We start from the raw sequence: 24,063 nt of genomic DNA on the forward strand, positions 1-24,063 counted from the left end.
GCGCGTGGCTCCTGGTCCAGCGAGCCGACGACGGCTCGACAAGCCCAGGGAGCGGGGCACGTACGTCTAGCATGTTCGGGTGAGCAGCCGCAGCAGAACCATTCTCGTCGCGCTGCTCGTGACGATCCTCGCGATCGCGCTCGTGCCCGCAGTCCCGGTCCATGCAGCCGACAAGGATCCCGATCTCACGGTCAGCATCCAGTCCCTGTCGCCGAGCCGGCTCCGGGCCGGCGACACCATCACGATGACCGGCACCGTGACCAACAACGACCCTCACGCATGGACAACGGTGCAGGCCTATCTGGTCATCCCGACAGTCCCATTCACGACTCGTGCACAGATCCAGGAGGCGGTCGACAACGGCGACGCCTACACCGGTGCCCGAGTCATCGACACCGGCAGGTTCGACGACATCGGCGACCTCGCCCCCAAGGAGACCCGCCGCTTCCGGATCAAGGTCCCCTACGGCAAGCTCGGGGTCTCGGGCGCGGAGGGCGTCTATCCCGTGGGCGTCCAGATCCTGGGCACCGACACCGACGGTGAGCGCAGTGTCGACGCGATCGCCAGGGCGACGACATTCCTCCCGCTCGTCTCGTCGACGCGAGCGCCCGTCCCGGCCTCGATCGTCTGGCCCTTCCTCATGCCCGAGCGCGGCGGGTCCGGCGAGGACACCGAGCCCCTCAGGCTGTTGACCGCGGTCTCGTCCGGGGGACGCCTGCGCAACCTGCTCGACCTCGCCACCGACACGACCGGCGGTGCCCCCACGGTCCTGGTCGACCCAGCACTTCTCGTGGGAGTCAACGATCTCGCACGGGGGCGCAATCTCCCCGAGGACGTCGAGATCACGCGGGAGCAACGGGTCGAGGCCTCGCGATTCGTCGACGACCTGGTCGCGTTCGCTCGTGCCCAGCGATGCTGGGTCCTCGGCTTCGACCGCCCGGACACCCTGGCCCTGTCCAACAATGGAGATCTGGCGGCTCGGTTGACGGCGGTGATCGAACGGGCCACGGCCTCGGCCCTCACGACCTTCCAGCTCAGCGGGCGCAAGGTGTCGTGGCCGACCAGCGGCGGAGTGACCGCCGACCTGATTCGGAGCCTGCGCGGTGCTGGGGACGCCCCGGTCATCGTCGGGCCCGCCGATGTCCCGGACTGGGATCGTCGGCAAGGATCGCTGGTCCGCTACTCGACCTCTCGCGGGCCGATGCCGCTGCTCGTCAACGATGTCCTGGATGCCGGCGTGCCGGGTCAGGACTCGGTCCTCACCCTGCGCCAGCGCATCCTCAGCGAGGCCGCCCTCGCAACGCTCCAGCGGTCGATCGACCCCAATTCTCGCGCCGACGCCGTGACGATGGTCGATCCGCGCTGGGACCCTGGCACGACGTGGTCGACCGGCATCCTGTCATCGGCGTTCAGTGCCCCCTTCGTCACCGGCGTGAGCCTCGACTCGATCCTGACCCGACCCCTCGTCGCCTATCGCGGCACGGTGCCTGCGACTTCGAAGGGTCGTCCCCTCGGCAGAACCCAGCTCAAGGTGGCGACCGACATCTTGTCCAAGGGCAACGAGCTGAGTTCGGTGATCCCCCAGAGCGATGCGGTCGACGACTCGCTGGCCCAGGACGTTGCGGGGGTGCTCAGCGTTCGTTGGCGGTCAGAACCCGGTGCGGCTCGCATGGTCGCCCAGGCTCTTGCGCGGCGGGCGGGTGCCCAGCTCCGCAGGATCACGATCAGCGGGCCACCATCGGTGACCCTGTCGAGCTCCAAGGGCGGATTTCCGGTCACGATCCGCAATGGCACGGACGAGGCCATCCGGGTCGGAGTGTCACTCGACTCGAGCAATCCCGCGCTGACGATCCCCGAGGTCAAGCCGTTCGACATCGGGGCGGGCGAGCGCCGGACCCTCACCGTCGACATCGATCTCGGCCGTCAGAAGACGACCTCCCTCACCGCGACACTCAAGTCGACCGACGGCAAGGCGATCGGCCAGCCGGCCGAGTTCAACGTGCGGTCCAGCAAGATCGGGATGGTCCTCTGGGTCGCGATGGGACTCGCCGGCCTGCTGGTCCTCGCCGCCCTCGTACGTCGGTTCAGTCGCCACCGCACGCAGACCCGAACCCCGTCCGAGCGACCGGCGGACGACGATGAATGACCGGACGATCGCCCGGGCCAGTGCCTGGATGGCCCTCGGCACGATCGTCTCGCGGTTCACCGGCTTCCTCCGGATGGGACTGCTCCTCGCGGTGATCGGCGCATCGCTCAATGCCGACATCTTCGACAGCGCCAACTCGATCCCCAACACGCTCTACATCCTGGTCGCCGGCGGCATCTTCAACGTCGTGCTCGTGCCGCAGCTCGTTCGGGCGATGAAGATCGACGAGGACGGCGGAGACGCCTACGCCAACCGCGTCATCACCCTGGGCCTGCTCGTCCTCGCGACCGCCACGGTCCTGCTGATGCTGGCGACGCCGGTTCTGCTGCGGGTGGTCTTCGCGGACCGGCTCTTCACCTCACAGTTCTCCGCCCAGCGCGAGTCGGCCGAGCTGCTGATGCTCCTGTGCCTGCCCCAGGTGTTCTTCTACGGGGCGTTCGTCCTCGTCGGCCAGATCCTCAACGCGCGTGGGCGTTTCGGGCCGATGATGTGGGCACCGATCATCAACAACGTCGTCGCCTGCGGGGTGATCCTGACCTACGCGGTCACCTTCGGCGCCTCCAACGGTATCGACGGGTTCACCCGGTCCGAGGCGCTCCTCCTGGGGGCCGGATCGACCGCCGCAATCGCCCTGCAGGCCCTGGTGCTCCTGCCCTACCTGCGCCGAGCCGGATTCCACTTCCGGGCGCGTTTTGACTTTCGCGGGGTCGGCCTCGGGCACACGCTGCGGCTCGGCGCGTGGACACTGGCATTCATCCTGGCCAACCAGATCGCCTACATCGCGATCATCAAGATCTTGACCGGCGCCACCCTGGAGGGCGCGGGCGACGGCAAGGTCGCGGCAGGCCTCGCGGTCTACAGCCTCGGCTTCCTGATCAGCCAGCTGCCCCACGGCGTCATCACGGTCTCCCTGGCGACGGCGATCATCCCGACCCTCGCGGGACTGGCGGCGGATGGACGGTATGACCGGTTCAGGCTCGAGCTCGGGCGCACGGTCCGCATCGCCCTGGTGATCGTGGTCCCGATCGCCGTGGCGCTGCTGTGCCTCGGCCAACCTGCCGCGGCGATCGCCGGTGGCATCGGCGCTCTCGGTGGGAGCACCGAGTCGATCGGCCACACGATCCAGGCCTTCTCGCTGTCGATGGTGGCCTTCACGGTGCACTACCTGATGTTGCGCGGCTTCTATGCCAACGAGGACAACCGCACGCCCTTCCTGATCCAGGTCGTCATCGCCGGAGCCAACATCGGGCTCGCGGTCGTGCTGGCCTCGCGGGTCGAGCCTGACCGGGTCGCGATGATGGTCGCTCTTTCCTACGGCCTGGCCTACGTGGTGGGCTCGATCCTGTCCGCCTCGCTGCTCGCGCGAGCCGTGGGCAACGTCTTTGACCGAGAGATGCTCGCATTCCTTGGCCGACTCACCGTCGCGGCTGTACTCATGGCATTTGTGATGCTCGGCGTCGCCAACGGCCTCGAGAGCACCGGTGTCGAGCCGACACGGGCCGTGGGTGGCCTCATCACGACGGCCGTCGCCGGGCTGGCGGGCGCGCTCACGTATGTCGCCGGTGCCCGCGTCGTCGGGATGGACCAGCTGACGTACGTCGTCAACACCTTGAGGCGCCGGAGCTGATCGGCCTCCAGGTCTTCGCGTGCGGACTAGGATGAGGGGTGGGTCCGAGAAAGGGTGTTGATGAGCGAGAGGCGGCCGATGGCCTCCGGTGATGTGCTCGCGCACCGCTACGAACTCCAGGACCTGGTCACCGAGAAGCTCGGATCCACGACGTGGCGGGCCCACGACCAGGTGCTCAACCGCAATGTCGGCATCGAGATGCTCTCCAGCGCCGACCCTCGCGCCGATCACTTCCTGACCGCCGCGCGCGGCTCGACTGCCGTGACCGATCCCCGCTTCCTGCGGGTGCTCGACCTGATCGAGGACGAGCATGACCATCACCTCGTGATCCGCGAGTGGGCCCGCGCCTTCCCACTGGATCAGCTGCTGGCCCAGTCGCCGTTGCCCAATCGCCGCGCCGCCACGGTCGTCGCCGAGGTGGCGGAGGCGCTGTCGCACGCACACGAGCACGGTGTCTACCATCGCCGATTGACTCCTCACCAGGTGCTGCTCAAGCAGTCCGGTGCCGTACGCGTCGTGGGCCTCGGCGTCACGACAGCGCTGTCACCGGTGGGTCGCCAGGACTCCCTGTCGGACCTGCAGGCCTACGAACAGCTCGACGTCCAGGCCCTCGGCAAGCTGCTCTACGCATGCCTGACCAGTCGCTGGCCAGGCGCGCACGTCGATGGCCTGCGTGCCGCGCCCACCGAGCACGGCCGGTTGCTGCGCCCCCGCCAGGTCCGGGCCGGGGTCTCCCGTGATGTCGACACCGCGTGCGACCGCATCCTCGGCACCCCACCCCGCAACCATGCCGCGCCGTTGCGCAAGGCCGGCGACATCGGTCGCGCCCTCCACCTGTCCGGCGAGGACGACGACCTGATCGACGACCAGCCGAGCCTTGCCGGGCTGTCATCGCCCGACCTCCTCCGCCTTGACCCGGTGATCGTCCCTGGTGGGCCCCCTCCAGGACTCAAGCCGCCTCGACGCCGTCCCAAGGCGTACGAACCGGCTCCTCCAACGCCCCTCGAGCGAGGCAAGCTGCGGGCGAGGAGGGCGGCCAAGGGCGATCGTGGGCTGGTGCTGCTCGGCATTGTCGGCGCCCTGGTGATCCTGACGGTGCTGGCGTTCTTGGTGGGGCGATCGACCGATGACAGTGCAGAACCGATCGGCAAGTCCTCTCCTGTGAGAGTCCTCCCGGTGCAGCGGGTCGGCGATTTCGACCCCCAGGGCGAAGACCGCAGGGAGAACTCTGAGCAGGCCCGACGAGCGATCGACGGCAAGCTTGCGACCGGTTGGCAGACCGCGACCTATCTCGGCGCCGCAGAGCTGGGCAATCTCAAGGATGGCGTCGGGATCGTGCTGGACCTCGGTGGCCCGCGCGAGGTCGACTCCCTGCGGGTGCGGCTCGAGGGTGCGCCGACGAGCTTCTCGATCTATGCCTCGCAACCCGCTCGCAACAAGGTGCCTCGCACCCTCCAGGGCCTCCGCCGGGTTGCCGTGCTCGACCGGGCCGGGACCGACGCCACGGTGTCGCTGCAATCGGGAATTCTCACCCGCTACGTCGTGGTGTGGCTCCGCTCGGTTCCCGAGGTCGACGAGGGTCGATTCCGTGGCGAGATCCGCGAGGTCGTTGTCAGTGGCAGGTCCTGACGCGCCAGCGGTCCATTCCGGCGCGGGAATGCCCAACGCCTAGTATTCGTTGTCACCGGTACGACGATCAGAAGGTAGTTCATGAGCGACGACGTTCGTAATCTCATCATCATCGGCTCGGGCCCGTCGGGCTACACAGCGGCGATCTATGCGGCCCGCGCCAACCTGGAACCCTTGGTGTTCGAGGGGTCCGTCACCGCTGGTGGTGCATTGATGAACACCACCGACGTGGAGAACTTCCCCGGCTACCCCGATGGCATCATGGGGCCCGACCTGATGGACAAGCTTCGGGCGCAGGCCGAGCGATTCGGGGCCGAGCTGGTCTCCGACGATGTGACCGCCGTGCAGCTCGAGGGCGACATCAAGACCGTCAGCCTCGCGGACGGCTCGACCTATCGGGCCAAGGCCGTCGTGCTCGCGATGGGATCTGGCTACCGCAAGCTCGACGTCGAGGGCGAGGACCGGCTGTCCGGCCACGGCGTGTCCTGGTGCGCCACCTGCGACGGGTTCTTCTTCCGGGAGCAGAACATCGTGGTCGTCGGCGGGGGCGACTCCGCTCTCGAGGAGGCCACTTTCCTGACCCGTTTCGCCAGCAAGGTCACGATGGTGCACCGCCGCGGCGAGCTGCGTGGATCCAAGATCATGCAGGACCGCGCCTTTGCCAACGACAAGATCGATTTCGCCTGGAATTCTGAGGTCGCCGAGATCCACGGCGACGACAAGCTCGAGGGCATCACACTGCGGGACACCGAGACCGGCGACCTGCGCCGCATCGACGCAACCGGGCTGTTCATTGCGATCGGTCACGATCCGAGGTCCGAGCTGCTCAAGGGCCAGGTCCAGCTGGACGACGAGGGCTATGTCCTGGTCGAGACCGGCACAACTGCGACCAATCTGCCCGGGGTGTTCGCCGCGGGCGACCTCGTCGACCACACCTACCGCCAAGCCATCACCGCGGCCGGCACCGGCTGCGCGGCATCGCTTGACGCTGAGCGCTACCTCGCCGACCAGGAGGCCGCGGGAGCGCCGGCGCCGTCGGCTGCCCTCGTGGAATAACCACGAGGCCCCGATGTTGACATCACCACAGACCTGAAGGAGAAACTCATGGCAGACATCACCGCCGTCACCGACGCCGACTTCGATGCAACGGTGCTGAAGGCTGACGGGCCCGTGCTCGTCGACTTCTGGGCCAGCTGGTGCGGACCGTGCCGCCAGCTCGCACCGATCCTGGAGGAGATCGCCAAGGAGAAGGGCGAGAAGCTCACGATCGTCAAGATGGACGCGGATGCCAACCCCGTGACCCCAGCCCAATATCGCGTCACGGGCCTGCCGACCATGAACCTCTACTACAAGGGCGAGGTCGTCCGCTCGATCGTGGGCGTCCGTCCCAAGAGCGCGATCCTCAGCGAGCTCGAAGAGCACACCTCCTAGGCCAATCGCGCGCAGCACTGCTGAGACAACGAGCAAGCCCGGCCACTCGATGAGCGGCCGGGCTTACTTATGTCGGTTAGTCTATTTATCGACTTATCGACTTATCGATTTACCGCTTCTTCGGATCCATCAGCTCGACGATTCGCTCAAGATCCTCCAGCGTGGCGAACTCCACCGTGACCTTGCCCTTGGAGCGCCCCAGGTCAACCTTGACCCGGGTGTCATAGCGCTCCGACAGTCGTGCAGCGAGATCGGCCAGGCGTGGCGCGGACACTCTGGCGGACTGTCGTACCGAAGGTCGCGGGGCCGCATCAGGACCAACCGTGACGATCTCCTCGAGCGCACGAACCGAGAGTCCCTCGGCCACGACGCGAGTCGCGAGCCGCTCCTGAATCTCGGCGTTGCCAACACTCACCAGCGCACGGGCATGACCGGCCGAGAGCACGCCAGCGGCAACCCGTCGCTGGACTGCCGGCGTCAGCTTGAGGAGCCGCAAAGTGTTGCTGATCTGCGGACGTGAGCGCCCGATCCGGTCGGCCAGCTCCTCGTGCGTGCAGCCGAAGTCCTCGAGCAGCTGCTGATAGGCGGACGCCTCTTCAAGCGGGTTGAGCTGTGACCGGTGGAGATTCTCCAGCAGGGCGTCCCGGAGCAGATCCTCATCCGAGGTGTCCCGGACGATCGCTCCGATCGTGTCGAGTCCGGCCTTGTCGCTCGCCCGCCAACGGCGCTCACCCATGATGAGCTCGTAGCGGTCCTTGGCAACCTCACGGACCACGACTGGCTGCAGCAGCCCGACCTCCTTGATGGAGTGGACCAGCTCCGACATGTGGTCCTCGTCGAACACCTGGCGTGGCTGCCGCGGGTTGGCCACGATCTGGTCGAGGGGGATCTCGGCAAAGCGGGCTCCCGCGATCTCCTCAAGACCCGAGGCCTTCGCCTCAGCCGGGCTCGAGGGGATCAGGGACTCGAGCCCACGCCCCAGTCCGCGTCGTGTGCTCATCGCTGTGGCTCCTGTCGACCGGCCGCCGCGATCTCGCGGGCGGCTTCGAGGTAGGACAGCGCGCCGGAGGACGAGCCGTCGTAGGTGATGACGGACTGTTGATAGCTCGGCGCCTCGGAGATGCGTACGGAGCGGGGGATCGCCGTCCTGAGGACCTTCTCGGCGAAATGACTGCGCACCTCTTCGGCGACTCCCGCGGACAGGCGAGTACGCGCGTCGTACATCGTCAGCAGGATCGTCGACACCTCCAGCTGCGGGTTGAGGTGTGCACGGATCAGGTCGATGTTGCGGACCAGCTGACCGAGGCCCTCGAGTGCGTAGTACTCGCACTGGATCGGGATCAGCACCTCACGCCCCGCGACCATCGCGTTGACCGTGAGCAGACCCAGCGATGGCGGGCAGTCAATCAGGACGTAGTCGATCCGGTCGCCGGCGCCCTCGCAGTCGGAGAGATAGCTCTGCAGCGCGCGGTCGAGGCGCGACTCACGAGCGACCAGCGACACCAGCTCGATCTCGGCGCCGGCCAGGTCGATCGACGCCGGGAGCACCGTGAGCCCGTCGATATCGGGACATGGCTTGATCAGCTCGTCGAGGTCGACTCCGTCGACGATGGCCTCGTACACACCCGGCGTGCCTTCCGCGTGCGGGATGTTGAGCGCGGTGGAGGCGTTGCCCTGGGGATCCAGATCGACGACCAGGACCCGTAGGCCCTTGAGCGCCAGCGCCGCTGCGATGTTGACGGTCGTCGTGGTCTTGCCGACCCCGCCCTTCTGGTTGGCCACCACGAAGACTCGCGTTCGCGCCGGCGGCTCAAACCGCAGCGTTGCCGATGTCCGCTGCACCAGAGCGATGTGCTCCTCGACCTCTGAGGCCAGGGGGGTCGAATCATCCCTCGACGGCACCGAGACCCGATAGCTGGAGGCGGTCGTGGGGCCTGGTGTGGAGGATGAGTTGCTCATGAGTCCTCCTGATTGGTTTCACGTGAAACATCGGACTGTTCGGTGAATCCTGGGTGAGGGGACCGGGGCCGGAAGCTCACTTGGTGACCTCCACAACAGTCGTCGGAACGTCGCCATTCGCGTACGTTGCCACCACGATAGTCTTCGCGCCGAGCCGGTGGAGTGTCGCTGTGGCCGTGTCCACCTCGGCCTGTGCCGTCCGGCCCTTCAGCGCAAGCAGAACCCCGCCGCGACTGACCAGCGGCAGGCACCAGCGGCCTAGCTTGTCGAGTGCCGCCACCGCCCGAGCGGTCACCACGTCGTAAGTCTCGTCGACATCTTCGGCCCGGGCGCGCACGACCGAGACGTTGTCGAGTCCCAGAGCCTCGACGGTCTCATCGAGGAAAGTGGTCCGGCGCAGCAAAGGCTCGACCAGAGAGACCCGCAGATCCGGACGGGCTATCGCCCAGACGAGTCCCGGCAGCCCTGCACCGGTGCCGATGTCGGCAACTGACGAGTTCTCCGGGACGCGGGGAGCAACCACTGCGGAGTTCATGATGTGCCGGTCCCAGATCCGCGGCACCTCGCGAGGTCCGATCAGGCCCTTCACCACGCCATCGGTGGCCAGGATGCGGGCATACTCCACCGCCAAGGGGAGGCGGGACGAGAACACCCCCGCCGCGTGCGACGGGGGTGTTTCACGTGAAACATCGTCTTGCATCGAAGCCCTTACTGGACCGCAGCGTGGATGACGACATAGCGGTGAGGCTCGGTGCCGTCCGACGAGCTCATCAGACCGCCCTCAGCAACGGCGTCGTGCACGACCTTGCGCTCGAAGGGCGTCATCACGTCGAGGGCAACGGAGGGTTCGCCTGCCCTGACCTTCTCGATAGCGCTCTCGGCAATCGCCACGAGCTCGGTCCGGCGGGCAGCGCGGAAACCAGCGACATCCAGCATCAGCCGGCTGCGCTCGCCAGTCTCGCGATAGACCGCGAGTCGGGTGAGCTCCTGCAACGCATCAAGCACATCGCCGTCCCGGCCGACCAGGTGATCCAGGTTCCCGCCGACGATCTCGACCGCGGCACGGTCACCATCGACGTCCATGTCGATGTCCCCGTCCAGGTCGGCGATGTCGAGCAGCTCCTCGAGGAAGTCAGCCGCGATGTCGCCTTCCTTCTCCAACTTCTTAGCCGCTTCAGTCACTTGAGGCCGTCCTTGTCCGTGTCGTGGGTCTTGCTCGTGATGTCAGGCTTCTTCTTGGGCGGGCCGACCGGCTTCTTCTTTCGCTGGCTTCGCGCCTGATTCTTGGGCTGCTGCCGAGGCGCGGGCCTGGGTGCCTCTTCGACCACGGGCTTGAGCGGATCCTCGGCCACGGTCTTGCCGTGCTTGGCATCGCGATCCTGCTTGGCCTTGAAAGCCGGAGTTCCGGGCGCGGGGTTGTTACGGATGACATAGAACTGCTGGCCCATCGTCCAGAGGTTCGATGTGGTCCAGTAGATCAGCACACCGAGCGGGAACGCCACACCGCCAACCGCGAAGACAACCGGAAGGACGTACAGGAGCAACTTCTGCTGCTGGGCATACTGGCCGGTCATGGCGTCGGCCGGCATGTTCTTGGACATCAGCTGACGCTGTGTCGTGAACTGGGTGACGCACATCGCGATGACGAAGAAGCTCGCCAGCAGCCGCACGTTCCACGACTCCGCCAGCTCGAAAGGACCGAACGACATCAACGTGTCGGCGATCCTGGCACCGGCAAATGCCGCGCTCTGCAGCGAATCTGCGTCGGAGCCGCTGAGGAATCCACGCGCGCCTTCCGCGCCATTCTTGGCCGCCTGGTCGATGACGCGGAACAACGCGAAAAAGATCGGCATCTGCAGGATCAGTGGGAGGCAGGAGGCGAACGGGTTGGTGCCCGTCTCCTTCCACAGCTTCATCTGCTCTTGGGTCAGGCGCTCGCGGTCGTGCTTGTACTTCTGCTGAAGCGCCTTGATCTGCGGCTGCAGCAACTGCATGTTGCGGCTCGACTTGATCTGCTTGACGAAAAGCGGGATCAGCAGCGTGCGGATCGTGAGGGTCAGCCCGATGATCGACAGCGCCCAGGTCCAGCCGGAGTCGGCCGACAGACCGAGAAACTCAAAGATCCGGTGCCAGACCAACAGGACCCCGGACACGGCGTAGTACAGCGGCGTCATGATGGCGCCGCCGATCTCGCCTAGGAAGTCGAACATTGTTCTCCTCTGTGTGACAGTGGCACCGGGTCGTAGCCGCCGGCGCTCCACGGGTGGCAGCGCCCGACACGACGAACGGCGAGCCAGGTCCCGCGCAGCGCACCATGAGTCTCCACGGCCTGCAAAGCGTAGGCCGAGCAGGTCGGGTGATAGCGACAGACCTGACCATAGAGCGGGCTGATGGCGAAGCGGTATGCCTTCAGCAACCAGATCAAGGGGTGCTTCATCGGGCACCTGCCCGCGAGAGGGCGGCGTCCAGGTGCTCAGCAAGGGTTGCCGAGCGAACCCCACTCGCAGCGGGAAGCGCCCGCACGACGACCCGGCTGCCCTCAGGCAGTTCTGCGACCCGCTCTCGCATCAGGTGTCGAAGCTGACGCTTGACCCGATTGCGATCGACGGCAGAACCCACAGCCTTGCTCACCACGAAACCGACGGACGTGGGTCCGCCGGTTCCCGGGACGACATGGGTGACGAGGGTTGGCTGAGCGCCTTTGGCACCACGACGAATCGTGTGCCGGAATTGATCCCCGCTGCGCATGCGTTGCACGCGTGCGAGCAAGGAGATCAGGCAGACAGCTTGGCGCGGCCCTTGCGGCGGCGGTCCGCGAGGATCGCACGGCCGGCGCGGGTGCGCATGCGGAGGCGGAAGCCGTGCTTCTTGGAGCGACGACGGGTGTTCGGCTGGAAAGTACGCTTGCTCACGATGTGTTCCTCACGGATTTCGGACTGGGCCGATCGACGGCCACCGCTCGCCCACCACCAAAATGTGAAGCCATGATGGGCATGCGGCAGTTGTCGTTTCAGGACGACTAGACAACGGTACGGGCGCCCCGGACCCCGGTCAAACTGATAGCCATACGCGCCAACCAGACCGGCGTCCACCCGACACGCCGCAGGCCCCGGACAAGCTGGGGAATTCCGCTTGTAAGCACCCCCCATACGCTGCTAGCGTCACCGCGGTAGCGACTTTTCCACAGGGCTGCCTCAACCCTCGAGTTTGCATTCACACACTGTGGAAAACCATGTGGACGTGTCGGGAGGCATTGGATGAGTGACGGCCAGGAAACCAGCCCGGAAGAGCATCTCAACCGAGTCTGGCAGCGAGCCGTCGACACTCTCTCACCTGGCGCCAAGGTCTGGGTCTACTCCGCCAAGCCCCTCACGCTGCACAACAACATCCTCATCGTGGCAGTCCAGGACGACCTCACCCGCGCCCAGCTCGAGTCCCGGGTTCGACCCGCGCTCGAGCACGCGATCAGCACGACCCTGCAGCAGGAGACCCGCCTCGTCGTCACGATCGAGCCGACCCTGATCGATACCTATCAAAATACACAAGACGACATGTCGACAAATCGACAGGCCGGCTACCGGGTTCAGGACAACGATCTCGACGACGAGGACGACGACGACCAGGATGAGTTCGTCCCGAGCTGGGCGGAGCGCAGGACGACACCGCCACGGATCGGCAGCATCGCCGAGGCTCGGCTCAATCCGCGTTATCTGTTCGAGAACTTCGTCATCGGATCATCCAACCGCTTCGCTCATGCCGCGGCCGTCGCCGTCGCCGAAGCACCGGGCAAGGCGTACAACCCACTCGTGATCCACGGGGAGTCCGGACTTGGCAAGACCCACCTCCTGCACGCCATTGGTCACTACGTCCTCAACCTCTATCCCTCCTCGCGGGTGCGCTACGTCAACAGCGAAGAATTCACCAACGACGTCATCAACGCGATCCGCGAGAACCGCACGGCGGCCCTCAAGCGCAAGTACCGCGAGATCGACGTGCTCCTGGTCGACGACATCCAGTTCCTGGAGGGCAAGGAGTCCACCCAGACCGAGTTCTTCCACACCTTCAACGCTCTGCACAACGAGAACAAGCAGATCGTCATGACGTCCGACCGGCCGCCCAAGAACCTCACGACACTGGAGGACCGGCTCCGCAACCGGTTCGAGTGGGGATTGACGACCGATGTGCAGCCGCCCGATCTCGAGACCCGCATCGCGATCCTTCGCAAGAAGGCCGCCAACGAGAAGCTCACGGCCCCGGCCGACGTGCTGGAGTTCATCGCCAGCAAGGTGCAGACCAACATCCGTGAGCTCGAGGGCGCCCTGATCCGTGCGACGGCCTTCGCCAACCTCAACGGCACGACGGTCGACCTGCAGCTCGCCCAGATCGTGCTGAAGGATCTCATCGCCGAAGGTGAGGAGCCCGACATCACGGTCGGCATGATCATGGCCCAGACCGCGGCGTACTCCGAGTTCTCGATCGACGACCTGTGCAGCACCAACCGCAGCCGCAACCTCGTGCTCGCCAGGCAGATCGCGATGTATCTGTGCCGCGAGCTCACCGAGATGTCGCTGCCCAAGATCGGCCAGGAGTTCGGCAACCGCGACCACACCACCGTGATGCACGCCGATCGCAAGATCCGCAAGCTGATGGCCGAGAAGCATGCGGTCTACAACCAGGTCACCGAGCTCACCGCCCGCATCAAGCAGCAGGCTCGCCAGTCATGAGCCATGAATGGCCCGAACGGACCATTCATACCCGGGACATACACACCTGGGGATGGGGTTGTGGGAAAACCCACCAGTCACGTGGACATCTTCGGCCCCCATGTGAACACCGTGTGAACGGGACGCCGACATCCACAGGGAGCTGTAGTTTCGGCGAACCGTCGGCCACAGGTTGTCCACCGGCCTCCACGCTGTCCCACCAGCGCAAACACGGGTTGTCCACCGAATCCACAGAGGCTACTACGACTACTACTCTTCTTTATCTCGGCAACCCCCGCAGAAGTCACCACAAGCCCTCTGTGTGGATGACACATTCTGGAGTTCCCCTGAGTATCTCCAGCGCCGCATCCCATGGCAGGATTCACCTCGACGGCTCCCGTCCTCGGAAAGGCCCCATCACGTGAAGTTCCGTATCGACCGCGACACGCTTGCCGACGCCGTCGCGTGGACAGCGCGCAGCCTGCCCAACCGCCCGAGCGTTCCCGTCCTGGCCGGCCTGCTCATCGAGACCGCGGCCGATGGCCTCACCCTCTCGGGCTTCGACTACGAGACCTCGACGCGAGCAACGCTCCCGGCCGAGGTCAGTGGCGACGGTCGTGCGCTTGTCTCCGGTCGCCTGCTTGCCGAGATCGTCAAGTCGTTACCAGCCAAACCGGTCGATGTGTCACTCGACGGGACCAAGGTCCAGGTCATCTGCGGCAACGCCCGATTCAGCCTGCAGACCATGCCGGTCGAGGAATATCCCCAGCTTCCGGACATGCCCACCGCGTCCGGCACGATCAAGGCCGACGACTTCGCCACCGCGGTTTCCCAGGCCAGCGCCGCTGCTGGTCGTGACGAGATGCTCCCGCTCCTCACCGGTGTCCGGCTCGAGCTCGAGGGATCGAAGATCTCCCTCATGGCCACCGACCGATTCCGTGCAAGCCTTCGAGATCTGCAGTGGTATCCCGAGGCCAGCGACCTCTCGGCCCAGGCCCTGGTCCCGGCACGGGTCCTCAATGAGACCGCTCGCGCGCTGACCTCGGGCGGCGACGTCACGATTGCGGTGTCCTCAGGAGAGGCCGGTGACGGGCTCATCGGATTCGAGGGCGTCGTCGGCAACGGCACGAGGCGCACCACGACCCGTCTCCTCGAGGGCGACTTCCCCCGCGTACGACAGCTGTTCCAGGCGCAGGCCGAGACGGTCGCCTACGTCGAGACCCAGGCCTTCGTCGACTCGGTCAAGCGCGTCGCCCTGGTCGCCGAGCGCAACACGCCCGTACGCCTGAGCTTCTCCGACGGGCAGCTTCTGCTCGAGGCCGGAAGCGGCGACGAGGCCCAGGCGTCCGAGTCGATCGAGGCCACGATCAACGGCGCCGACATCTCGATCGGGTTCAACCCGACATATCTGCTGGAAGGGCTTGCGGTCATGTCCGATCCCGTCGTGCACCTGTCCTTCACGCAGCACACCAAACCGGCAGCCATCTCAGGGGTCCAGGAGATCGGGGCCGACCCAGACGTCGCGTTCCGTTACCTGATCATGCCCGTGCGCCTGCAGAACTGATCCCAGGAGGGACCCTCGACATGGACATCGGACTCGTCGGACTCGGCAAGATGGGCGGGAACATGCGTACGCGCATGCGCAACGCCGGAGTCACTGTCGTCGGATACGACCACAACCCCGAGGTCAGCGACGTCTCAACGCTGGCCGAGATGGTCGACAAACTCCCGAGCCCCAAGATCGTCTGGGTCATGGTGCCGGCCGGGGACATCACCCGGTCCACGGTCGAGGAGCTGCTCGGGCTGCTCAGCGAAGGTGACGTGATCGTCGACGGCGGCAACTCCCGCTGGACCGACGACGAGCTGCACGCCGAGCTCGCCGCCAAGAAGAACATCGGTTACGTCGACTGTGGTGTGAGTGGCGGAGTGTGGGGGCTCGACAACGGCTACGCGCTGATGGCCGGCGGCACCAGCGAGGACATCGCCAAGGTGCAGTTCGCGTTCGACGCGCTCAAGCCGGAGGGTGAGTCCGGATTCGTCCACGCGGGCCGCGTGGGCGCCGGGCACTTCTCCAAGATGGTTCACAACGGCATCGAGTACGCCATGATGCAGGCCTACGCCGAAGGTTTCGAGCTGCTCGAGAAGGTCGACATGGTCGACAACGTCACCGATGTCTTCGACTCGTGGCGCACCGGAACGGTCGTGCGCTCATGGCTGCTCGACCTGCTGGTCAACGCTCTCCAGGAGGACCCGGGACTTTCGAAGGTCCGCGGCTACGCCGAGGACTCCGGTGAGGGCCGATGGACGGTCGAGGCCGCCATCGACAACGCCGTCCCGATGCACACGATCGCCGCCTCGTTGTTCGCCCGGTTCAGCTCGCGACAGGATGAATCGCCCGCGATGCAGGCCGTCGCCGCGATGCGTCAGCAGTTCGGTGGACACGCCGTCCGGGCCGCCGAGGAGAAGGGGATCGACCCCGCCGATGCCGATCCGGCTGATCCCGTCTAGGTCGTTGTGCACGTCAGCCGCCTGACCCTGCACGACTTCCGGTCCTACCGCCGCATCGAGGTGGTTCTCGAGCCGGGCGCCACGGCCTTCATCGGCGCGAACGGCCAGGGCAAGACCAATCTCGTCGAGGCCGTCGACTATCTCTCGCGGCTCGACTCGCACCGCGTCTCCGGTGACACCCCACTGGTTCGTGCGGGCGCGGACCAGGCGGTCGTACGCGCTGAGGTCGTCCGCGGCGACCGCACGGCTCTGCTCGAGCTCGAGATCACGCCGGGCAAGTCCAACCGGGCCCGTATCAACCGTGGAGCCCTGCCCCGGACTCGCGACATCATCGGCGTGCTTCGCACCGTGATGTTCTCACCTGAGGACCTCGCGCTGGTCAAGGGCGACCCCTCCGACCGGCGGAGGTTCCTTGACTCGCTGCTGGTGCTGCGGACTCCACGGCTGGCCGGGGTGCGGGCCGACTACGAGCGGGTCCTCAGGCAACGCAACACGCTGCTCAAGTCGGCCAGGGGCAGGCGCAATGTCGAGATAGCCACGCTCGACATCTGGGACGAGAACCTTGCGAGGACGGGAGCAGAGCTCGTCTCGACGAGGTTGTTGCTGATCGACGCGCTGGCTCCGCACCTGGCCGAGGCCTACGTCCGCGTCGCCGCCGAGTCAGCACCCGAGCGCCGCGACGTCACCGCGGCCTACAAGCCGTCCCTCGAGCTCGACCCAGACGTACGTGATCAGGATGCGATCCGTGAAGCGCTGTTGGAGGAGATTGCTCGCCGGCGCAACGATGAGATGGATCGCGGCATCAGCCTGGTCGGCCCGCATCGCGACGAGGTGACCCTGACGATCGGCGACCTGCCGGCCAAGGGCTATGCGAGTCACGGTGAGTCCTGGTCGTTGGCGTTGGCGCTGAGACTCGCGTCATTCGAGCTGCTGCGTGAGGATGACGACGATCCGGTGCTGATCCTGGACGATGTGTTCGCCGAGCTCGACCAGGGTCGACGCCAACAGCTCGCCGAGCTGGTGGGCGACGCTGAGCAGGTGCTCGTCACCGCCGCAGTCGCCGACGATGTGCCCGAAGCGCTCAAGGGGCACCGCTTCAACGTCGCATCAGGGGAGGTCGTCCGTGACTGATCCCGAAGAACCAACCCCAGCACCGGAGGACGGACTCGGCCTGGCTCGGGACATCGCCAAGTCCTACCGCGGCAAGGCAACGCCCGCGCCGCCCGGAGCGAAACGGCGAGTACGCCCCGCCAGGCCGTCACGGGCCGATCGCGATGAGCCGAGCCCCCTCGCCGACCTGCTCGGCCAGGTCGTCAACGACCAGGGCTGGGACGAGCGGTTGGCCGCGCAAAGAGTCTTCACCGACTGGGCCGGCATCGTGGGGCCAGAGGTCGCGCAGCACTCCGAGGTGATCTCGTTCGACGACGGCGAGGTCGAGGTGCGTACGGACTCGACGGCCTGGGCCACGCAGCTGAGACTCCTGGCCCCCCGTATCGTGGCCAAACTCAACGTGCTCCTCGGAGACGGATCCGTCCTGCGCATCGTGGTGCGTGGACCTCAGGCTCCGTCATGGAAGAACGGCCCGAGGTCGATCCGCGGTGCACGTGGTCCTCGCGACACCTACGGATGACGTCAGTCCGCGGGTGCGACAGCTGCCGCGGCGACGACGAACAGCGCCGTGATCGCGGTGACCGCTCCGAGGACCAGCGATGCCTGGGTGAAGCCGACCCAGCCGTATGCCGGTCGGACCCCGATGACGACGAGGACCGCGAGCGCGGCACCGCAGCCGAGCACCGTGCTGAGGAACGTATCGGTCGCGCGACGGCGGGGACCGTGGATCAATACGGCGACGAGGCCGGTCCACAGCAGACACACGGCCAGGGCCGCGATGACGTCGGCAGGTCGGTGCCAGCCGGCCACGATGGTCGACGCCCCCGTGAGGGTCGTGGCGAATCCGCCGGCCGCGGCGATCAGCGGACGTAGGCCGATCGGTGCGACCAGGAGCACGGCTCCGGCGGCGCTCGCCACCACCGTGGTGTGACCGCTCGGCAGGCTGTTGAGGGTGCCCAGGCCGAAGTCCGGCCGGTCGAGGAGCGAGTGCTTGAGCAGCTGAGTCGTGAGATTGGCCCCGGCAATGATCAACCCGGCCGCCAGGGCGAGTCGCGCCTGCCCGCGCATCATGGCCACCACGACGCAGCCCACCGCCACCACCACGATTGCCCCGATCGACACGTTGCCCAGAACGCTCAGCAGCGTGTGCTGGGCATCGCCGCCGGCAACCACGGTCCGCATCGCGGAGTCGTCCCAGTCCTGGCCCCGACCCGATTGCAGCGCCACCCGCCACAACAGGATCAGCGAGAGCAGACCCGCGATCGCAGCGGCGCACGCCGGGAGCACGGTGTCGCGACGCGCGGTGAGAGTGGACATACCTCTACGATGCCCGACGCGGCCCAACAGGCCCAATCCCCGCAAGGTGGATGGGCGAAGTGGGCGAATCAGGAGCGCCAAGTCCATACCCGTGGTCGGCCCGGGGCCTCCGGCGACCTCACACCCGCCGTTCTGTGGCTCTCAAGGGCATTCGATGACCAGGACTCGCCGCTCCAGAATGGCGGCTAAGCGCTGAGACGCACACAACCGCCCGTATACTGGACAAGTGAGCCAAACTCCAGATCCTGAAGCCTCGTACGACGCCAGCCACATTCAGGTCCTCGAGGGTTTGGAGGCCGTACGCAAGCGCCCCGGCATGTACATCGGATCGACGGGCGAGCGCGGGTTGCACCACCTGGTCTATGAGGTCGTCGACAACTCGGTCGACGAGGCCCTCGCGGGATATGCCTCCCACATCGCCGTGACCCTCCAGCCCGACGGTGGGGTCCGGGTGGTCGATGACGGTCGCGGCATCCCGGTCGATGAGCACCCGACCGAGAAGATCCCGGCCGTGACATTGGTCCTGACGTCGCTCCACGCTGGTGGCAAGTTCGGCGGCGGAGGCTACAAGGTCTCCGGCGGCCTGCACGGTGTTGGTGTCTCGGTCGTCAACGCACTGTCGACCAGGCTAGACGTCGAGATCAGGCGCGCCGGCTACCGCTGGACCCAGTCCTTCACCTATGGCGTCCCCGATGCACCGCTCGCGCGCCACGAAGAGACCGATGAGACCGGCACCACCACGACCTTCTACGCCAGTGAAGACATCTTCGAGAGCACGGTCTACAGCTACGAGACGCTGAAGTCCCGGTTCCGCGAGATGGCTTTCCTCAACAAGGGTCTGGAGCTCGTGCTGCGCGACGACCGCGAGGCGGCGCAGGACGCGGCCGAGAGTGACACTCCGGTGGACGAGGTCGAGCGCGATGCCAGGTTCCGTTACGACAAGGGCCTGGTCGACTATGTCGAGCACGTCAATGTCGGCAGCAAGTCACCGATCCACCGCGAGATCATCTCGATCGAGTCAGACGACGAATCCAAGGGTTTGTCGCTCGAGATCGCGATGCAATGGAACGACAGCTTCATCGAGTCCGTCCACACCTTCGCCAACACGATCAACACCCACGAGGGTGGCACCCACGAGGAGGGCTTCCGTGCGGCACTGACGTCGACGGTCAACAAGTTCGCCTCGGCGCAGGGTCTGATCAAGAAGGCTGCTGACAACCTCTCGGGTGAGGACATCCGAGAGGGCCTGACCGCGATCGTCTCGATCAAGCTCGAGGAGCCCCAGTTCGAGGGCCAGACCAAGACCAAGCTCGGCAACAGCGAGGCCAAGTCATACGTCCAGACCGTCCTCTACGACGAGCTCGGCGCGTGGTTCGAGCAGCACCCGGCCGAGGGCAAGACCATCGTGCGCAAGTCGATCGATGCGGCGACCGCCCGTATGGCCGCCCGCAAGGCCCGCGACCTGGCCCGCAACCGCAAGGGCTTCCTGGGTGGGGGTGGCCTGCCGGGCAAGCTTGCCGACTGCTCGTCGCGCAATCCCGAGGAGTGCGAGGTCTTCATCGTCGAGGGCAACTCCGCCGGCGGATCGGCCAAGGGCGGACGCGATCCCCGTACGCAGGCGATCCTCCCGCTGCGCGGCAAGATCCTCAACGTCGAGAAGGCCCGCATCGACAAGATCCTCCAGAACGCCGAGGTCCAGGCGATCATCTCGGCGCTGGGCACCGGTGTCCATGAGGACTTCGACAGCGACAAGCTGCGCTATCACAAGATCGTGCTGATGGCCGATGCCGACGTCGACGGTCAGCACATCTCGACCCTTCTGCTGACGCTGTTGTTCCGCTTCATGAAGCCGCTGATTGACGGCGGTCACGTCTATCTCGCGCAACCGCCGCTCTACAAGATCAAGTGGAGCAACTCGACCGACGAGCTCGCCTACTCCGATGCCGAGCGAGACGCGATGCTCAAGGCCGGCAGCGCCGACGGCAAGCGCCTGCCCAAGGAGGTCGGCCAGCAGATCCAGCGCTACAAGGGTCTGGGCGAGATGAACGACAGCGAGCTCTGGGACACCACGATGGACCCAGCCAATCGAATCCTGCGGCAGGTGACGCTCGAGGACGCCGCGATGGCCGACGAGATGTTCACGATCCTGATGGGCGAGGACGTCGAGCAGCGGCGCTCGTTCATCCAGCGCAACGCCAAAGACGTCCGCTTCCTCGACATCTGATCTCGATCACAACCCAGGGCAGGACTCCTAGATGACCGACACCACACCTCCCGAGCACGACCGGATCGAACCCGTCGAGCTGCAGGATGAGATGCAGCGCTCCTACATCGACTACGCGATGAGCGTCATCGTGTCGCGCGCTCTCCCGGACGTCCGTGACGGGCTCAAGCCGGTCCACCGCAGAGTCCTCTACGCGATGTTCGACGGCGGCTACCGGCCCGACCGCGGCTTCTCCAAGTGTTCGCGCATCGTCGGTGACGTCATGGGGCAGTACCACCCCCACGGTGACACCGCGATCTACGACACCCTCGTACGCCTCGCGCAGCCGTGGGTCATGCGCGCCCCGATGATCGACGGGCAGGGCAACTTCGGCTCCCCGGGCGATGACGGTGCCGCCGCGATGCGCTACACCGAGTGCCGGCTCGCGCCGATCGCGATGGAGATGGTGCGAGACATCGACAAGAACACGGTCGACTTCCGTCCCAACTACGACGGACGTTCGCAGGAGCCGACGGTCCTGCCGGCCCGCATCCCCAACCTCCTGGTCAACGGGTCGGCCGGCATCGCGGTCGGCATGGCGACCAACATTCCGCCGCACAACCTTCGTGAGGTGGCTGAGGGAGCGCAGTGGGCGCTGGCTCACCCCGAGGCCTCGAGGGAAGAGCTCCTCGAAGCCCTGATCGAGCGGGTCAAGGGCCCCGACTTCCCCTCGGACGCACTGATCGTCGGCACCAAGGGCATCGATGACATGTACCGCACGGGTCGCGGCTCGATCATGATGCGCGCGATCGTCTCGATCGAGGAGGACAACAAGGGCAAGATCCAGCTCGTGATCACGGGGCTGCCCTATCAGGTCAACCCCGACAATCTGATGCGCAAGATCGCCGACCTCGTCAACGCCGGCCGCATCAACGGCATCTCCGACCTGCGTGATGAGTCGTCCTCGCGCGTGGGCCGGCGCATCGTCGTGGAGATCCGGCGCGATGCGATCGCCCGGGTCGTGCTCAACAACCTCTTCAAGCACACCGAGCTGCAGACCAACTTCAGCGCCAACATGCTGGCTCTCGTCGACGAGGTTCCGCGCACCCTGACGCTCGACGGTTTCATCAGCAACTGGATCAACCACCAGATCGAGGTCATCCAGCGTCGGACGCAGTACCTGCTCGACGAGGCCGAGGCCCGGGCCCACATCCAACGTGGACTCGTCAAGGCGCTCGACGCCCTCGACGATGTCATTGCCCTGATCCGCCGCAGCCCCACGACCGAGCAAGCCCGCGACGGCCTCATCAGCCTGCTGTCGATCGATGAGATGCAGGCCACCGCGATCCTCGACATGCAGCTGCGCCGCCTCGCGGCCCTCGAGCGCCAGAAGATCATCGACAACCTCGCCGAGCTCGAGCTCAAGATCGCCGACTACCGCGACATCCTGGGCAGTCCCGAGCGGCAGCGCAGAATCGTCTCAGAAGAGCTTCAGGAGATCGTCGACAAGTTCGGCACCGACCGCCGCGCGGTCATCATCCCCTCAGATGGTGATCTGTCCGACGAGGACCTCATCCCCGATGAGGAGGTCGTCGTCACGATCACCAAGGGTGGTTACGCCAAGCGCACCAAGACCGATCTCTACCGCGTGCAGAACCGCGGCGGCAAAGGCGTACGGGGGGCCGCGCTGCGCGGCGACGATCTCGTTGAGCACATGTTCCCGACCACGGCGCACCACTGGATCCTGTTCTTCACGACCGCCGGCCGCGTCTACCGCATCAAGGCCTACCACCTGCCCGAGGCCGGCAGGGATGCCAAGGGCGGCCACGTCGCAGGTCTGCTGTCGTTCCAGCCCGACGAGGACATCGCCCAGGTGTTGGCGATCCGCGACTACGAGCAGGCGCCCTACCTCGTGCTTGCCACCAAGAAGGGCTTGGTCAAGAAGACCCGGCTCGGGGACTACAACAGCCCGCGCCAGGCCGGCGTGATCGCGATCAACTTCCGGGACGAGGACGACGAGCTCATCGGTGCCGAGCTGGTGACGCCCGAAGACGACCTGATCCTGATCTCGCGCAAGGCGCAGGCGATCCGGTTCCGCGCCGACGACGAGCAGCTGCGGCCGATGGGACGAGCGACATCGGGTGTCACGGGCATGAAGTTCCGCGGCGAGGACGCCATGCTGTCGATGTCGGTCATCCGCCGGTCGGCGGCTGCGCTGGAGACCACGGAGGTGCCCGAGGAGGACCAGCTGTTCGTCTTCACCGTCACCGGGGGTGGGTTCGCCAAGAAGACCCCTGTCGAGCAGTATCGCCTGCAGGGCCGGGGTGGTCTGGGCATCAAGGCGATGCAGATCACCGAGAACCGCGGCGAGCTCGTGGGTGGCCTCGTGCTCGTCGACACCGACGACGTCATCTCTGTCACAGCGGCCGGCCAGGTCACTCGGAGCCTGGTTTCGGGAGTCAATCCGACTGGGCGTGGCACGATGGGGGTCAGTTTCGTGAAGTTCAAGGGGGATGACCGGGTCGTGACCATCGCGCGCAACACCGAGCTCCCCCAAGACGAGGCCCAGGCCGAAGTGACGTCGACCGACGAGGATCCAGATCAGTGACCGAAGACGACAACCAGGGTTCGCCCTCAGCGCCGGGTTCCAGCGCCGCGGACGCAGCGCCGACCCAGGCGATTCCCCGAATCCCCAAACCGGCCAAGGGTCCTGCCAAGAAGGTGCCGGGCAAGAACGCTCCGACTGCCAAGGCAGCACCGGTGACCAGCATGCAGACGGACAAGGGCCGTACCCGCCCTGGTTCGCCGATCAAACGCGATGACACGTCGGGGTCGGGCGCTGACCGATCCGAGTCCAAGCCCCAGGTCAAGCCGGGCACCGGTCCTACTGGCCGTCCACTGACGGCGGCGGACTATTCGCGTACCACCAAGGGCTCACCGTCGACCACGGCCGTGATCCCAGCGGTCAAGGACAGGATCGAGAAGTTCAAGGACCGCGACAAGAAGAAGTCCGGATCCACCACGACGTTGACGCCGGGTCCCGACGCCGGGTCGGGCCGGCGGGCGAGTCTGCGGCTGACCCGGGTCGAGCCCTGGTCGGTCACTCGTCTGGCCTTCGCCGTCTCGGTCGCGATGATGATCGTCTCGGTCGTCGCGGTGATGATCTTCTGGGTCGTCCTCGAGGCGACGGGCGTGTGGGACCAGATCAACGGCAGCGTGACCTCGGTGCTGAGCGATGACGCCTCGAGCTTCAGCATCACGGACTATCTGGGCTTCAGCCGCCTGGTCGGACTGGCCCTCGTGCTCTCAGCGATCAACGTCATCCTGATGACGGCGCTCGCCACCATCGCGGCGCATCTTTACAACCTCGCTGCTCAGCTGCTCGGTGGTGTCGAGCTCACGTTCGCCGAGGAAAAGTAGGGCGCGCGGC

22 protein-coding genes are annotated in these 24,063 nt (G+C 66.1%); 13 read left to right on the forward strand and 9 right to left on the reverse strand.

Annotated elements, in window-relative coordinates; translation table 11 throughout:
- Positions 1 to 79: 79 nt before the first annotated feature.
- From WKF39_RS07650 to trxA, 5 genes are all read left to right on the forward strand, one after another.
- A complete protein-coding gene (locus WKF39_RS07650) occupies positions 80 to 2,146 on the forward strand; it encodes a DUF6049 family protein (RefSeq protein ID WP_340387007.1) in 2,067 nt (688 codons plus the stop codon).
- Positions 2,139 to 3,773 carry a murein biosynthesis integral membrane protein MurJ gene (murJ, locus tag WKF39_RS07655; RefSeq protein ID WP_340387009.1) on the forward strand — a complete coding sequence of 545 codons (1,635 nt, stop codon included), beginning with the start codon at positions 2,139 to 2,141 and terminating at the stop codon, positions 3,771 to 3,773. Before WKF39_RS07650 ends, murJ begins: the two co-directional genes overlap by 8 nt.
- Before the next feature lie 60 nt (positions 3,774 to 3,833).
- The gene (locus WKF39_RS07660) at positions 3,834 to 5,402 is read left to right on the forward strand and encodes a protein kinase family protein (protein WP_340387011.1); all 1,569 of its coding nucleotides are present in this window, start codon (positions 3,834 to 3,836) and stop codon (positions 5,400 to 5,402) included.
- An 81-nt stretch (positions 5,403 to 5,483) separates the two neighbouring features.
- A complete protein-coding gene (gene trxB, locus WKF39_RS07665) occupies positions 5,484 to 6,458 on the forward strand; it encodes a thioredoxin-disulfide reductase (protein ID WP_340387013.1) in 975 nt (324 codons plus the stop codon).
- A 48-nt stretch (positions 6,459 to 6,506) separates the two neighbouring features.
- A complete protein-coding gene (gene trxA / locus WKF39_RS07670) occupies positions 6,507 to 6,833 on the forward strand; it encodes a thioredoxin (RefSeq protein ID WP_340387015.1) in 327 nt (108 codons plus the stop codon).
- Positions 6,834 to 6,942: 109 nt separating this feature from the next.
- Here trxA and WKF39_RS07675 read toward each other — a convergent pair whose 3' ends face one another.
- The 8 genes from WKF39_RS07675 to rpmH all read right to left on the reverse strand — a co-directional run bounded on the left by WKF39_RS07675 (position 6,943) and on the right by rpmH (position 11,704).
- Positions 6,943 to 7,833 (reverse strand): ParB/RepB/Spo0J family partition protein, encoded by an 891-nt coding sequence (locus WKF39_RS07675; protein ID WP_340387017.1) that lies wholly within the window; start codon positions 7,831 to 7,833, stop codon positions 6,943 to 6,945.
- Positions 7,830 to 8,792 carry an AAA family ATPase gene (locus tag WKF39_RS07680; RefSeq protein ID WP_340387019.1) on the reverse strand — a complete coding sequence of 321 codons (963 nt, stop codon included), beginning with the start codon at positions 8,790 to 8,792 and terminating at the stop codon, positions 7,830 to 7,832. The genes WKF39_RS07675 and WKF39_RS07680 overlap by 4 nt, the downstream gene beginning before the upstream one ends.
- Positions 8,793 to 8,868: 76 nt before the next feature.
- The gene (gene rsmG / locus WKF39_RS07685; protein WP_340387021.1) at positions 8,869 to 9,444 is read right to left on the reverse strand and encodes a 16S rRNA (guanine(527)-N(7))-methyltransferase RsmG; all 576 of its coding nucleotides are present in this window, start codon (positions 9,442 to 9,444) and stop codon (positions 8,869 to 8,871) included.
- A 56-nt stretch (positions 9,445 to 9,500) separates the two neighbouring features.
- Positions 9,501 to 9,974 carry a R3H domain-containing nucleic acid-binding protein gene (locus WKF39_RS07690; RefSeq protein ID WP_340387023.1) on the reverse strand — a complete coding sequence of 158 codons (474 nt, stop codon included), beginning with the start codon at positions 9,972 to 9,974 and terminating at the stop codon, positions 9,501 to 9,503.
- Positions 9,971 to 11,002, reverse strand: a complete 1,032-nt coding sequence (gene yidC, locus WKF39_RS07695; RefSeq protein ID WP_340387025.1) for a membrane protein insertase YidC — start codon at positions 11,000 to 11,002, stop codon at positions 9,971 to 9,973. The genes WKF39_RS07690 and yidC overlap by 4 nt, the downstream gene beginning before the upstream one ends.
- Entirely contained in the window at positions 10,987 to 11,229 is a 243-nt protein-coding gene (gene yidD / locus WKF39_RS07700) for a membrane protein insertion efficiency factor YidD (protein ID WP_340387027.1), read from the reverse strand. Before yidD ends, yidC begins: the two co-directional genes overlap by 16 nt.
- Positions 11,226 to 11,549, reverse strand: a complete 324-nt coding sequence (gene rnpA / locus WKF39_RS07705) for a ribonuclease P protein component (protein ID WP_340387337.1) — start codon at positions 11,547 to 11,549, stop codon at positions 11,226 to 11,228. Before rnpA ends, yidD begins: the two co-directional genes overlap by 4 nt.
- 17 nt (positions 11,550 to 11,566) lie before the next feature.
- Entirely contained in the window at positions 11,567 to 11,704 is a 138-nt protein-coding gene (gene rpmH / locus WKF39_RS07710; protein ID WP_340387029.1) for a 50S ribosomal protein L34, read from the reverse strand.
- Positions 11,705 to 12,049: 345 nt separating this feature from the next.
- On the opposite strand from rpmH, the gene dnaA reads away from it, so the two are divergent.
- From dnaA to WKF39_RS07735, 5 genes are all read left to right on the forward strand, one after another.
- Positions 12,050 to 13,516 (forward strand): chromosomal replication initiator protein DnaA, encoded by a 1,467-nt coding sequence (dnaA, locus tag WKF39_RS07715; RefSeq protein ID WP_340387031.1) that lies wholly within the window; start codon positions 12,050 to 12,052, stop codon positions 13,514 to 13,516.
- 400 nt (positions 13,517 to 13,916) lie between these two features.
- Entirely contained in the window at positions 13,917 to 15,059 is a 1,143-nt protein-coding gene (dnaN, locus tag WKF39_RS07720; RefSeq protein ID WP_340387033.1) for a DNA polymerase III subunit beta, read from the forward strand.
- 20 nt (positions 15,060 to 15,079) lie between these two features.
- Positions 15,080 to 16,003, forward strand: a complete 924-nt coding sequence (gene gnd, locus WKF39_RS07725; RefSeq protein WP_340387035.1) for a phosphogluconate dehydrogenase (NAD(+)-dependent, decarboxylating) — start codon at positions 15,080 to 15,082, stop codon at positions 16,001 to 16,003.
- Between the two features lie 6 nt (positions 16,004 to 16,009).
- Positions 16,010 to 17,134 (forward strand): DNA replication/repair protein RecF, encoded by a 1,125-nt coding sequence (recF, locus tag WKF39_RS07730; protein ID WP_340387036.1) that lies wholly within the window; start codon positions 16,010 to 16,012, stop codon positions 17,132 to 17,134.
- Positions 17,127 to 17,633, forward strand: coding sequence for a DciA family protein (locus WKF39_RS07735; RefSeq protein ID WP_340387038.1), 507 nt, complete (start codon positions 17,127 to 17,129; stop codon positions 17,631 to 17,633). The genes recF and WKF39_RS07735 overlap by 8 nt, the downstream gene beginning before the upstream one ends.
- A gap of 2 nt (positions 17,634 to 17,635) precedes the next feature.
- On the opposite strand, the gene WKF39_RS07740 is transcribed toward WKF39_RS07735, so the two are convergent.
- A complete protein-coding gene (locus tag WKF39_RS07740; RefSeq protein WP_340387040.1) occupies positions 17,636 to 18,430 on the reverse strand; it encodes a phosphatase PAP2 family protein in 795 nt (264 codons plus the stop codon).
- Between the two features lie 226 nt (positions 18,431 to 18,656).
- Between WKF39_RS07740 and gyrB the strand changes: the two genes are divergently transcribed.
- From gyrB to WKF39_RS07755, 3 genes are read left to right on the forward strand one after another with little or no spacing between them, the layout of a single operon-like run.
- Positions 18,657 to 20,654 (forward strand): DNA topoisomerase (ATP-hydrolyzing) subunit B, encoded by a 1,998-nt coding sequence (gyrB, locus tag WKF39_RS07745; RefSeq protein WP_340387042.1) that lies wholly within the window; start codon positions 18,657 to 18,659, stop codon positions 20,652 to 20,654.
- A 31-nt stretch (positions 20,655 to 20,685) separates the two neighbouring features.
- The gene (gene gyrA / locus WKF39_RS07750) at positions 20,686 to 23,241 is read left to right on the forward strand and encodes a DNA gyrase subunit A (RefSeq protein WP_340387044.1); all 2,556 of its coding nucleotides are present in this window, start codon (positions 20,686 to 20,688) and stop codon (positions 23,239 to 23,241) included.
- Positions 23,238 to 24,053, forward strand: coding sequence for a DUF3566 domain-containing protein (locus WKF39_RS07755; protein ID WP_340387046.1), 816 nt, complete (start codon positions 23,238 to 23,240; stop codon positions 24,051 to 24,053). The genes gyrA and WKF39_RS07755 overlap by 4 nt, the downstream gene beginning before the upstream one ends.
- Positions 24,054 to 24,063: the final 10 nt, after the last annotated feature.

It is taken from the genome of Aeromicrobium sp. (assembly GCF_037719875.1).
GTDB lineage: Bacteria > Actinomycetota > Actinomycetes > Propionibacteriales > Nocardioidaceae > Aeromicrobium.